The organism is Acidovorax delafieldii (assembly GCF_007993815.1).
Taxonomy (GTDB): Bacteria; Pseudomonadota; Gammaproteobacteria; order Burkholderiales; family Burkholderiaceae_C; genus Acidovorax; species Acidovorax delafieldii.
In genome coordinates this window covers 158,828-170,567 of record NZ_VJWE01000016.1, presented here as the reverse complement: position 1 = coordinate 170,567, position 11,740 = coordinate 158,828, and the positions used below count along the sequence as shown (strand labels likewise).

15 protein-coding genes are annotated in these 11,740 nt (G+C 63.7%); 5 read left to right on the top strand and 10 right to left on the bottom strand.

The features are described 5' to 3' along the window. The 3 genes from ATF69_RS18475 to guaB form a co-directional block, all read right to left on the bottom strand. Nucleotides 1–435, bottom strand: coding sequence for a type II toxin-antitoxin system VapC family toxin (locus ATF69_RS18475; RefSeq protein ID WP_056063857.1), 435 nt, complete (start codon nucleotides 433–435; stop codon nucleotides 1–3). Next, nucleotides 432–689 (bottom strand): type II toxin-antitoxin system Phd/YefM family antitoxin, encoded by a 258-nt coding sequence (locus tag ATF69_RS18470; RefSeq protein WP_056746479.1) that lies wholly within the window; start codon nucleotides 687–689, stop codon nucleotides 432–434. Before ATF69_RS18470 ends, ATF69_RS18475 begins: the two co-directional genes overlap by 4 nt. Before the next feature lie 92 nt (nucleotides 690–781). Beyond that, complete coding sequence (gene guaB / locus ATF69_RS18465; RefSeq protein WP_055398151.1) at nucleotides 782–2,257, bottom strand: IMP dehydrogenase; 1,476 nt, start codon at nucleotides 2,255–2,257, stop codon at nucleotides 782–784. 108 nt (nucleotides 2,258–2,365) lie between these two features. On the opposite strand from guaB, the gene ATF69_RS18460 reads away from it, so the two are divergent. After that, the gene (locus ATF69_RS18460) at nucleotides 2,366–2,893 is read left to right on the top strand and encodes a DUF4124 domain-containing protein (protein ID WP_146871891.1); all 528 of its coding nucleotides are present in this window, start codon (nucleotides 2,366–2,368) and stop codon (nucleotides 2,891–2,893) included. Nucleotides 2,894–2,935: 42 nt separating this feature from the next. On the opposite strand, the gene ATF69_RS18455 is transcribed toward ATF69_RS18460, so the two are convergent. Together ATF69_RS18455 and ATF69_RS18450 are read right to left on the bottom strand one after the other, a co-directional pair. Then, the gene (locus ATF69_RS18455; RefSeq protein WP_146871890.1) at nucleotides 2,936–3,301 is read right to left on the bottom strand and encodes an RnfH family protein; all 366 of its coding nucleotides are present in this window, start codon (nucleotides 3,299–3,301) and stop codon (nucleotides 2,936–2,938) included. After that, nucleotides 3,294–3,734: a type II toxin-antitoxin system RatA family toxin gene (locus tag ATF69_RS18450; protein ID WP_146871889.1), complete on the bottom strand. Its 441-nt coding sequence runs from the start codon at nucleotides 3,732–3,734 to the stop codon at nucleotides 3,294–3,296. The genes ATF69_RS18455 and ATF69_RS18450 overlap by 8 nt, the downstream gene beginning before the upstream one ends. Before the next feature lie 130 nt (nucleotides 3,735–3,864). Between ATF69_RS18450 and smpB the strand changes: the two genes are divergently transcribed. From smpB to ATF69_RS18430, 4 genes are all read left to right on the top strand, one after another. After that, nucleotides 3,865–4,338 (top strand): SsrA-binding protein SmpB, encoded by a 474-nt coding sequence (smpB, locus tag ATF69_RS18445; protein WP_056746487.1) that lies wholly within the window; start codon nucleotides 3,865–3,867, stop codon nucleotides 4,336–4,338. 220 nt (nucleotides 4,339–4,558) lie between these two features. Next, complete coding sequence (locus tag ATF69_RS18440; RefSeq protein WP_116747265.1) at nucleotides 4,559–4,930, top strand: COG4315 family predicted lipoprotein; 372 nt, start codon at nucleotides 4,559–4,561, stop codon at nucleotides 4,928–4,930. Between the two features lie 34 nt (nucleotides 4,931–4,964). Continuing rightward, nucleotides 4,965–5,522: an RNA polymerase sigma factor gene (locus ATF69_RS18435; protein WP_056746488.1), complete on the top strand. Its 558-nt coding sequence runs from the start codon at nucleotides 4,965–4,967 to the stop codon at nucleotides 5,520–5,522. A 23-nt stretch (nucleotides 5,523–5,545) separates the two neighbouring features. After that, nucleotides 5,546–6,451 (top strand): anti-sigma factor family protein, encoded by a 906-nt coding sequence (locus ATF69_RS18430; protein ID WP_146871888.1) that lies wholly within the window; start codon nucleotides 5,546–5,548, stop codon nucleotides 6,449–6,451. A 40-nt stretch (nucleotides 6,452–6,491) separates the two neighbouring features. Here ATF69_RS18430 and ATF69_RS18425 read toward each other — a convergent pair whose 3' ends face one another. The 5 genes from ATF69_RS18425 to rbfA form a co-directional block, all read right to left on the bottom strand. Beyond that, nucleotides 6,492–7,586 carry an enoyl-CoA hydratase/isomerase family protein gene (locus ATF69_RS18425; protein ID WP_146871887.1) on the bottom strand — a complete coding sequence of 365 codons (1,095 nt, stop codon included), beginning with the start codon at nucleotides 7,584–7,586 and terminating at the stop codon, nucleotides 6,492–6,494. Then, complete coding sequence (locus tag ATF69_RS18420; protein WP_056063881.1) at nucleotides 7,583–8,458, bottom strand: DMT family transporter; 876 nt, start codon at nucleotides 8,456–8,458, stop codon at nucleotides 7,583–7,585. Before ATF69_RS18420 ends, ATF69_RS18425 begins: the two co-directional genes overlap by 4 nt. Nucleotides 8,459–8,528: 70 nt before the next feature. Next, nucleotides 8,529–10,352 (bottom strand): translational GTPase TypA, encoded by a 1,824-nt coding sequence (gene typA, locus ATF69_RS18415; RefSeq protein WP_056063883.1) that lies wholly within the window; start codon nucleotides 10,350–10,352, stop codon nucleotides 8,529–8,531. Beyond that, a complete protein-coding gene (gene truB, locus ATF69_RS18410; RefSeq protein WP_146871886.1) occupies nucleotides 10,349–11,350 on the bottom strand; it encodes a tRNA pseudouridine(55) synthase TruB in 1,002 nt (333 codons plus the stop codon). Before truB ends, typA begins: the two co-directional genes overlap by 4 nt. A 3-nt stretch (nucleotides 11,351–11,353) precedes the next feature. Beyond that, nucleotides 11,354–11,725 (bottom strand): 30S ribosome-binding factor RbfA, encoded by a 372-nt coding sequence (gene rbfA / locus ATF69_RS18405; RefSeq protein WP_146871885.1) that lies wholly within the window; start codon nucleotides 11,723–11,725, stop codon nucleotides 11,354–11,356. Nucleotides 11,726–11,740: the final 15 nt, after the last annotated feature.

The window sequence follows — 11,740 nt, the reverse complement described above, 5'->3', positions numbered from 1 at the left end:
TCAGAGGCTGGAGAGATCAAGAAGCGGGACGCCGCTGCGCTGGGCGGCAGCGATCTGGTGAGAATCAAAGGTGGCCAGAGGCAGGCGCAGCGAGCGCGCCAGCCACAGGTAAGCAGCATCAAAGGTGGGCAGGCCGGTTTCCAATGCCACGTCGAGCACGGCTTTGTGCTGGGCAGGGGCCAGTTCGTGCAATTCGACGCGGTGACGAATGGCTTCGAGCACGCCCCACAGGCCTTCGACGGAAGCGGCTGGAATGCGCCCGCTGTTCACACCGGTGGCCAGTATGTTGTGGCACTCCCAGTGCCAGAGGTTGGGCGCCTGCGGCTCGACCTCATCGCGGCGGATCAGGGCGTACAGGCGGCGGGTGTGTTCGCTGGCCGCGTCCGGCAACAACCAGGCGGCAGTGACCGAGGCATCAAGCACGAAAGCGGTCATGCAGTGCTCCGCCCTGCACGGCGCAAGCCATCCACTGTTGTTGACCCAGCGGGTTGAATGCTGGCATGCAACACGTCCATCTGGCCCAGTTCGCGCGCAATCTGTTCGTCAGAAATCACTGGGCGGCGGCGCACCGGCAGCATGCGCACCACCTCTTTGCCATGGCGGGTGATGCGCACTTCCTCGCCCTGCTCGACCAGTTCGATCAAGGCAGAGAACTTGCTTTTTGCTTCGTAGATGCCAACGGACTGCATAAATAAAAAAGTCTGGCCTGAATGGTGAATTCAGACCAGACTATATCAGTCTGACCAGATTTTTTCAATCAGGCCAGATCGGTTTGCAACGATCAGTCAGCGCGGTAGTTCGGCGCTTCCTTGGTGATCTGCACATCGTGCACGTGGCTTTCGCGGATACCAGCAGTGGTGATCTCGACGAACTCGGCCTTGTTGTTCATCTCTTCGATCGTGGCGCAACCGCAGTAGCCCATGGAGGCACGCACGCCGCCAGCCATCTGGTAGACGATGCTGACCATGGAGCCCTTGTAGGGCACACGGCCTTCGATGCCTTCAGGCACCAGCTTGTCGGCATTGGGATTGCCGGTGCTCGATTCCTGGAAGTAGCGGTCGGCACTGCCCTGCTGCATGGCGCCAATGGAGCCCATGCCGCGGTAGCTCTTGTAGCTGCGGCCCTGGAACAGGATGACTTCGCCCGGCGCTTCTTCAGTGCCCGCAAACATACCGCCCATCATCACCGTCCCAGCGCCAGCGGCCAGGGCCTTGGCGATGTCGCCGCTGTAGCGGATGCCGCCGTCCGCGATCAGTGGCACGCCGGTGCCCTTGAGGGCCGTGGCCACGTTGTCGATGGCCATGATCTGGGGCACGCCCACACCCGCCACGATGCGGGTGGTGCAAATGGAACCGGGGCCGATACCGACCTTGACCGCATCCGCACCGGCCTCAACCAGTGCCAGGGCTGCAGCGCCGGTCGCGATGTTGCCGCCGATCACGTCGATCTGCGGGTAGTTCTGCTTGACCCAGCGCACGCGGTCGATCACGCCCTTGCTGTGGCCGTGGGCCGTGTCCACCACGATGGCATCCACACCGGCCTTGACCAGCGCTTCAACGCGTTCTTCGGTGCCTTCACCCACACCCACCGCCGCGCCTACGCGCAGGCGGCCTGCGGCATCGCGGGCAGCGTTGGGAAAGCTGGTCTGCTTGGTGATGTCCTTCACCGTGATCAGGCCCTTGAGTTCAAAGGCGTCGTTCACGACCAGGATGCGTTCGAGCTTGTGCTTGTTGAGCAGCGCCTTGGCTTCGGCCGGCGTGGTGCCCTCTTTTTCATTGACCGTGATGAGCTTCTCGCGCGGGGTCATGATCTGGTGGACCTTGACGTCGTAACGGGTCTCGAAGCGCAGGTCGCGGCCGGTAACGATACCCACCACCTTGCCGCCGTCGCACACGGGAAAGCCAGAGATGCCCAGTTGTTCGGACAGCTGGAGCACCTGCAGCACCGTGTGCTCGGGGGTGATGACCACGGGATCACGCAGCACGCCAGACTCGTAGCGCTTGACCTTGGCCACATGAGCAGCCTGCTCTTGCGCCGTGAGGTTCTTGTGCACGATGCCGATGCCGCCCTCCTGGGCAATGGCAATGGCCAGACGCGCCTCGGTCACGGTGTCCATGGCGGCGGACACAAGCGGCAGGTTCAGTTGGATATTGCGGGAGAGTTTCGTCGCGAGGGACGTGTCCTTGGGCAGGACCTGGGAGTACGCTGGCACCAGCAACACATCGTCGAAGGTGAGCGCTTTTCCAAGAAGGCGCATGAGAAAGCTCCAAAAAACGGATTGTACCCGCGCCGCGTGTGGTGAAAACGCGCCCACCCGTCTGCAACGCACTGGCGGGGGGGGAATCACATGGATAAACTTGTCCGCATGAAAATGCACAAGCTTCTCCTGCTGGCCGTGGCCTGCACCTGGGCCATGGGCGCGGCGGCGCAATGGCAGTGGACAGACAAAGACGGGCGCAAAGTCTTCAGCGATCGTCCACCACCACCCGATATCCCCGAAAAAAGCATCCTGAAACAGCCTGGGGGCAACCGCCCGGTACGCACTGCAGTGCCGGCCGCGCCAGCAGCCTCTGACGCAGCGCCCGCAGCAGCTGCTTCAGCCCCCAAGACCGCTGCCAGCGCCCCAGGTGCAGGCAAGGACAAGGAGCTGGAAGAGAAGAAATCCCAGGCCGAGGCCGCAGAAGCCGCCAAGAAAAAGGCCGAGGACGAAAAGATCGCCAAGGCCAAGGCTGAAAACTGCACCCGCGCACGCGCAGCCAAAGCAGCGTTCGATGCTGGCAAGCCCATCACACAAGCGAACGCCCAGGGTGAAAAAATCTTCCTGGATGGCCCCGCCCGCGCGGCCGAAGCCAAGCGCATCGACGAGATTGTCGCGGCCGACTGCGTACGCTGAGCTGCATGCTGCTCCGCTACCGCGCGGATCAACTCAGCAGTATCAGTAGCCTGACTTGCCCCCTGGTCGGCGGCGCGCAAAGAGTCCTGTAGTGCGCGCCCCTTGTCGGGCAAAGCGCTCCCGCCGTGCTACCTTGGGGTCCACCTTCAAAGGTCGGTAGATTTCTACGCGGTCCTGGGGCTGCAACACCACATCCAGATTGGCAGCACGGCCCCAGATACCGACGCACGGTGCGCCCCCCTCCTCCAGCGCGGACAGCGTGGCCATACCGCAGCTGGCGTGCAGGGCATCCGCTACCGTGGCGCCCACCGGCAAATCCAGAGTCCACTCACGCACCTCGCGCGGAGCCAGGCAGACGACGACGGTGATACCGATGGTCGCCGAGGCACCTTCACCCACCTCAGCCATAGACCTGTTCCGCCCGCTTGACGAAGGCATCGACCATGCTCCCCGCGATGCGGTCAAACACCGGCCCCACCAGCGTGGCCAACGCGGCACTGTCAAACCCATAGTTCAGCATCAACTCCACCTTGCACGCACGCTGCGTGCCGTCCCCCACGGGATGAAAGTGCCAATCCCCGTCCAGCCGTGAGAACGGTCCTTTCACCAGATGCATCTGCACACGCCTGCCCACTTCGTGCGTGTTGCGCGTGACAAAGGTCTGACGAATACCGCTGAATGCAATGCCCACCTCGGCGGTCATGCCCTCGCCGGTCTGCTCCAGCACTGCGGCGCGGTCGCACCAGGGCAGGAACTGCGGGTAGTGCTCCACCCCGGTGACCAGGGCAAACATCTCTTCGGGGCTGTACCAAATGAGGACGGACTTGTGGACGGTTTTCATGCAGGCAACTGGCGCGGGGCTTTCGAAGGGGAAAGGCGGGCCGGGGAAACTAGAATCACGGGTCTCTGAACGGCCACAATTGTATGTAGGGAGACCTTTTATCTCCCGCAGGGCGCCGCATCTGATCTACATGGCCAAAAAACCCGATCCCACCTCCCGCATTGCCGACAACAAGAAAGCGGCCTACAACTACTTCTTCGAGGAGCGCCACGAGGCGGGCATGGTGCTGCACGGCTGGGAGGTCAAGGCGCTGCGCGAGGGCAAGGTGCAGCTGACCGATGGCTACGTGCTGATCCGCGATGGCGAGCTGTATCTGCTCGGCTGCCTGATCATGCCGCTCAAGACAGCGTCCACCCATGTCAACCCCGAATCGGCACGCACCAAGAAGCTGCTGCTCAAGAAGGACGACATCAAGCGCCTGATTGGCAAGGTCGAGCAAAAGGGCTACACGCTGGTACCCATCAACCTGCACTGGAAGAACGGTTTCGTGAAGTGCGAGATCGCCCTGGCCAAAGGCAAGGCCGAGCACGACAAGCGCGACACCATCAAGGACCGCGAAGGCAAGCGCGAGGTGGAGCGCGCGATGAAGAGCAGGAACAAATAGTCCCCAAAGTCGCTGAGCGATGTCCCCCAAGAGGACCGCATACGGGGAGGCGGAGCAGCCTTGAACGTGTGCGCTGGCCCGGGCCGTGCCAGTTTCGAAGGCCCTGCGCGCTGCGGGTCACTATTTTTTCAGTGGTGATGGAATAAATCACCACGTCAGGGTGTTCATCCCGGTGCAAGGCAGCATTCGCCTCCGCCTGCACCACCCTCTGGAGAAACCCATGAAGAAACTGATCTCGATGGCCGCATTCGTCGCAGCAGCTGCTCTGGCTGGCTGCGCCACCATGGACGACTCGCCCGTGAAGACCATGGACGGCGTACTGGTCGGCGCGGGCGGCATGACGCTCTATACGTTTGACCGCGATGCTGCAGGCAGTGGCAAGTCAGTGTGCAACGGCCCCTGCGCCACCAACTGGCCGCCGCTGATGGCCAGCAAGGCCCCTGGCGGCGACTACAGCGTCGTCACCCGCGACGATGGCAAGACCCAGCTGGCCTACAAGGGCAAGCCGCTGTACTACTGGATCAAGGACACCAAGCCCGGAGACAAGACGGGTGAAGGCGTGAACCAGGTGTGGCGCACCGCACGGCCGTAAGCGCCCGCACAGCGCAACACAGGCCCCGCACAGCATGAATCGCTCCCAGGTCATCGAACAGCTGCCGGGCCTGCGCCGCTACGCGCGGGTGCTGACGGGTGATGCCTGGGCGGCTGATGACCTCGTGCAGGACACGCTGGAGCGGGCCTGCAGCAAATGGCTGCTGTGGCGCACCGGCAGCGACCTGCGCGCATGGTTGTTCACCCTGATGCACAACCTGTATCTCAACCAACGCCGCGCGTTGCCCGCGCTGCCCCCTCTGGACATCGATGAGGTTCAAGACCAGCTGCAAGGCGCCCGTGCGCCCTCGGATGACGCCCTGGACCTGGAGCGCTGCCTGCAGCGCCTGCCCGCCGACCAGCGGGCCGTGCTGCTGCTGGTGGCGATGGAGGACATGAGCTACGAAGACACCGCGCGCATCCTGAGCATTCCGGTGGGTACCGTCATGTCACGCCTGTCGCGGGCCCGCATGCGCCTGCGAGTGCTGATGGACCGGGAACCCACATCAGGCACCGCACCGGCTGTACCGGCCGCCCAGGCGGGCGCAGCCGCCGCCGCAGGCACGACGCCTGCACTGCGCCGCCTCAAATAGCCACCCCGACCCGATCACCCACCATGGACCCGACACACCCAGCCCCCCCAGCACGCGCAGAAGAGAGCAGCGCCTGGCATGCCCTTGTGGACGGCCAGTTGCCGCCCGCCCAGGCACAGGCGCTGCGCGAGCAACTGCGGGACGATGAGGAGGCACAGGCCACACTGGCCCACTGGCAGGCGCAGCGGCAGCGGCTGCACGACCTGCACCAGGACCTTCTCCACGCCCCCGTTCCCGATGCCTTGCTGGCCGCAGCATTGCGCGCCACAGACCGCAGGGAGCAACAGGCGCAGTGGTGGCGTTGGGGTGGCATGGCTGCATCGGTCCTGCTGGCCTTTGTGCTGGGCTGGACGGGCCGCAGCCAGTGGCCCGCAGGGCTACCCGGCAAAAAGCTGGCGACTGGCCAAGGAGCCACGCTGGTGGCAGCCGAACCCGCACAGCGCTTCGCGCAGCAGGCCTCGGTGGCCCATGCGGTGTACCAACCCGAAGTGCGTCACCCCGTAGAGGTCACGGCTGCCCAGCAAGACCACCTGGTGCAATGGCTGTCCAAACGGCTGGACCGACCGCTGAAAGTCCCTGTGCTGGGCGCCCAGGGCTATGAACTGGTGGGAGGCCGGTTGTTGCCCGGCGATACCGGAGTGCGCGCGCAGTTCATGTACCAGAACAGCGCAGGCCAGCGAATCACGCTGTACCTGGGCGCTCTCGCTCCCACCCCGCCCCGCCCTGCCAGTGACAACCAGGGCGGCACCAAAGCGCGCACGGAAGCACCGGCGGCAGCACCCACCACCGCGTTCCAGTTCACACGCGAAGGCCCGGTGCCGGGCTTTTACTGGACGGATGCCGGCTTTGGCTACGCCCTGAGCGGACAGTTGTCGCGCCCCGAGTTATTGAGCCTGGCCACAGCGGTTTATCAGCAGCTGAACCCCTGACGCGCCGCCGGGGGCCCGGCCCAACCATGTCCGTATGCGGTCAGGACAAATGGGCCAGCGGATGGGCGTGTGCGGGCCAGGGGCTGGCAAAGAACGGTGCCACCATCTCCGGCGTCACATCTTCAATGCGGCCTGGATTCCACTGAGGCGCATGGTCCTTGTCCACGGCCAGGGCACGGATGCCTTCCACGGTCTCACTCTGTCCTGGGCGCAGGAAAAAGCAGTGGCGCACCATATCGCGCTCCATGCGCAGGTCGTCGGCCAGGCCCATCGCACGGGCGCGGCGAATCTGCTCCAGCACCACATGCAGCATCAGTGGCGAACGCTTGCGCAGCGTGACGGCCGTGGTGCGTGCCCAGTCGCTGTCGGCGGCCTCGAGTGCCCCCACGATCTCGCCGACGGTCGGCAGCGCAAAATATTGGTCAATATCGGCCAGAGCGCTAGTATCGCTTGCCTGAGATGCTACAAATTGAGAAGCAACATAGGCCTTGATGGCCGCGCCATCTGCAAAGCTTTGAGTGGCCAGAGCATCCCACACCGCGGCCTGCCGGTCTGACGGCAGGCAGCCATCGGCCAGCTGGTAGGCAATGGCATCTCCCGCGCCGATGGTGTCGCCGGTCAGTGCCAGCCACTCGCCCACGCGGCCCGGGCAGCGGCTCAGGAAGTAACCCCCGCCCACGTCCGGGAACAGGCCAATCGCCGTCTCGGGCATGGCCATCTTGGTGCGCTCGGTTACTACGCGCAGGGCGGCGCCCTGGCTGATGCCCATGCCGCCCCCCATCACGATGCCATCCATGAAGGCGATGTAGGGCTTGGCGTAGTTGTGGATCAGGTGGTTGAGCGCGTATTCCTCGGTGAAGAAGTCCTCGATCAGCGGGTTGCCCTGGCTACCCGCCTGGTGCAGAAAGCGGATATCGCCGCCTGCGCAGAAAGCACCAAACGGGCCTTCCTTGTTGCTGCCACGGATGGCCACGGCCAGCACCCGCGCATCGTTCTGCCATGCCAGCAGGATGCCCATCAGGTCACGCACCATACCCAGCGACAAGGCATTGAGCGCACGCGGGCGGTTCAGGGTAATGAAGCCCACCTGGCCACGCACTTCGCTCAATACTTCAGACACGACCGTCTCCGTCATTTTTGCTCCTTCCAACCCAACAGTTCATTGAAAACCAGCGCACCAATCACCAGTGCGCCCCCCGTCAGCACCGCCGTGCCAGGCTTTTCGCCCGCGCCCAGCCATGCCAGCAAGATGCCAAAGATCACTTCCAGCAAGCCCAGTAGCGCCATCTCGGGCGCCTTGAGCACACGCCCGCAGCGCACGGCCAGCACACAAGGGATGGCCAATTGCACCACGCCCAGCAAGGCCAGCAGGCCCAGGTCGTGGGCCGACGCCTGAAAAGGCAGCGCCAGTGGCAGCGTGGCCACCACCGAAATCACTGCGCCGACCAATACCGCAGGCACCAGGTCCACCGCATGGCCATGGCGCTGCGAATGTTGTACCACCGTCCAGTTGATGGCTGCGGCCACAGGCACACACAGCGCCACCAGCGTTCCCGCCAGAGGGAGGCCCGCCATCTGCGAACCATACATCCACGCAATACCCAGCCCCGCCACGGCAATCGCAGCCCAGGTGCGCGGGGCGATGTGATGGCCGATGAACACCCTTGCAAACAGCGCTGTAAGCAGCGGCCCCACGGCCATCGTGACCAGCACGTTGGCCACCGGCATGAGAACCAGCGCCACCATGAACGCCGTGAACATCACGCTCCAGCACACGCCAGAGATCCACAACGCACGGCCACTGTGGCGCATGGAGGCAAACACCGCCCTGCCCTGCAGCGCGGGCAAGATGACCAGCAGCGACAGCAACGTGAAAAAGCTGCGCCAGAAGGTCACTTCAAAACTTGCCGCATGCTCCAGGTGGCGCGTGACCACGCCGGCGATGGACCACATCAGGGTTACCGCCACCATCAGCAGCACCGCCCGGGTATGGGTGAGTTTCAACATGGTTTGTGCAGGGTTCAGACGGAAAAAAGGCCACTGCGTGGCAGTGGCCCTTTCGGAAACGCTGAGCTTATCAAGAACGGGAGGCGCGCTTGCGCTCGTTTTCGGTCAGATAGCGCTTGCGCAGGCGCACGGACTTGGGCGTGATTTCGACCAGTTCGTCGTCCTCGATGAACTCCACGCCGTATTCGAGCGTGAGGTCGATCGGGGGCGTGATCTTGATCGCGTCTTCCTTGCCGGACACGCGGAAGTTGGTCAGCTGCTTGGTACGTGTGGCGTTGACCACCAGGTCGTTATCACGGCTGTGGATGCCGACGATCATGCCTTCATACACAGGGTCGTTGGCCTTCACGAACATGCGACCACGGTCGTCCAGCTTGCCCAGCGCGTAGGTGAAGATTTCACCGTCGTCCATGGAGATCAGCACGCCGTTCTTGCGGCCGCCGATGTCGCCCTTGTGCGGCTCGTAGCTGTCGAAGATGTTGCTGATGAGGCCGGAGCCGCGCGTCAGGTTCAGGAATTCGTTGGTGAAACCGATCAGGCCACGGGCCGGGATGCGGTACTCCAGGCGAACGCGGCCACGGCCGTCGGACTCCATGTTCACCAGCTCGCCCTTGCGCTCGCCCAGGGCCTGCATCACGCCGCCCTGGTGGCCTTCTTCGATGTCGGCCGTCACCAGCTCGATAGGCTCGTGCTTGACACCGTCGATGTCCTTGAACACCACGCGGGGCTTGGACACGGCCAGCTCGTAACCTTCGCGGCGCATGTTTTCCAAGAGGATGGTCAGGTGCAGTTCACCACGGCCCATCACTTCGAAGATGCCTTCTTCGTCGGTTTCGTTCACACGCAGGGCCACGTTGTGCTGCAGTTCCTTTTGCAGGCGGTCCCAGATCTGGCGGCTGGTCACGAACTTGCCTTCGCGGCCAGCCAGCGGGCTGGTGTTCACGCAGAAGTTCATGGTCAGCGTGGGCTCATCCACCTTCAGCATGGGCAGCGGCGCGGGGTTGGCGGGGTCGGTCACGGTCACGCCGATACCGATGTCTTCAATGCCGTTGATCAGCACGATGTCGCCAGGGCCCGCCAAGGGGGTCTGCATGCGATCGAGGCCCTGGAATGTCAGCACCTGGTTCACACGGCCCTTCACGGCCTTGCCATCAGGGCCTTCCATGACGATCACGTCCTGCATGGGCTTCAGGGTACCCTGGCTGATGCGACCCACGCCGATGCGGCCCACGAAGCTGGAGAAGTCCAGCGCAGAGATCTGCAGCTGCAGCGGCGCATTGGCATCGCCCGTGTTGGGCGGAACGTGCGAGAGGATGGTGTCGAACAGGGCCGACATGTCGGGGCCCCACTGCTCACCGGGCGCGCCTTCTTCCAGCGACGACCAGCCGTTGATGCCCGAGGCGTACACCACGGGGAAGTCGAGCTGTTCATCGGTAGCACCGAGCTTGTCGAACAGGTCGAACGCGGCGTTCACCACCTTGTCGGGGTTGGCACCGGGCTTGTCCACCTTGTTCACCACCAGGATGGGGCGCAGGCCCAGCGCCAGGGCCTTCTTGGTCACGAAACGCGTCTGGGGCATGGGGCCTTCTTGCGCATCGATCAGCAGCACCACGCTGTCCACCATGGACAGCGCACGTTCCACTTCGCCACCGAAGTCCGCGTGGCCGGGGGTGTCCACGATGTTGATGTGCGTGCCCTTCCAGCTCACGGCGCAGTTCTTGGCCAGGATGGTGATGCCGCGTTCCTTTTCGATCGCGTTGTTGTCCATCACGGTATCGACGACCTTTTCGTGGTCGGCGAAGGTGCCGGACTGGCGCAGCAGCTGGTCCACCATGGTGGTTTTGCCATGGTCAACGTGGGCAATGATGGCGATATTGCGGATTTGTTTAGTCATAGTTTTTCCAATATGCCGCTGTGCGCCATGGACGCGGAATGCGGCGTGCTTTCCAAAATTTGTTGAATTTCTAGCGGACTCAGGAGCCTGTCCGGCACCAGCTCCCCGCCCACGATGTGGCCCACCCCCAGCAGCGCCGGGGGATTCTCGCCAAACACCGCCACGGCACTGGCATCGGGCCAGTTGCCACGGCGACGCACGCCCGACAGGAATCGGGCTGCATTCTCACCGTCCAGCGTGACACGCATGTGTTGTGCCAGCAGTGACTCGGGCGCTTCCAGACTGGCCAGGCGTTCTGCCTCGGGCATGGCCTCCAGCTGGGCCAGCGTGACACAGCGCTCCACACCAATGCCCCCCGTGTCGATGCGGCGCAAGAAGGTCAGGTGAGCCCCGCAGCCCAATGCCGCGCCAATGTCTTCACCCAACGTACGGATGTAGGTGCCTTTGCTGCAGGTCACTATCATTTTAATAGCTATCTGCGCTTGATCTGTCTGCACCAGCGTCAGCTTGAGGGCATGAATGATCACGTCCCGTGCTTCGCGCTCCACCGTGACACCGGCGCGTGCATATTCGTACAGCGCCTTGCCGTCCTTCTTGAGCGCGCTGTGCATCGGCGGCACCTGGCGGATGGGACCCGTGAACTGTTGCTGAACAGCCGCCAGGCGCTCTGGCGTGAGTTGGGCAGCATCTACATCGCAGCGTTGCACCACGTCCCCCTCGGCATCGCCGGTGGTCGTGGTGGCCCCGAGCAGCGCAATCGCCTCGTAGGTCTTGGCGGCATCCAGCTGCAGCTGGCTGAACTTGGTGGCGGCGCCGAAACACAGCGGCAACACGCCCGTGGCGAGCGGATCCAGCGTGCCCGTATGGCCCGCTTTCTCGGCGCGCAGCAGCCATTTCGCCTTTTGCAAGGCGTCATTGCTCGAAAGGCCGAGCGGTTTGTCGAGCAGCAACACCCCATGCACAGGGCGCCGCTGCACCCTGGTGCGTGGCGCGTGCATGGACTAATCCTCTTTGGCGCGCGAAGACACCGCCTTGGCGATCAAGGCGTTCATGTCGGCCGCACGCTCAGAGGTGCGGTCGAACACGAAGTGCAGCGTAGGCACGGTGTGGATGTGCAGGCGCTTGAACAAGCCATTGCGCAGGAATCCAGCCGCCTGGTTGAGCGCCGCCTGCGTTTCCATAGGGTCGCCCGTCAACAGGCTGAAGAACACCTTGGCATGGGCGTAGTCGGGAGTCACCTCCACGCCCTGCAGCGTCACCATGCCCACGCGCGGGTCTTTCAACTCGCGCGCGATCAGCTCCGTCAGATCACGCTGGATCTGGTCGGCCACCTTGAAGGCGCGGTTGGGGGTGGAAGATTTCTTCGCAGCCATATCGTCGTCACCGAG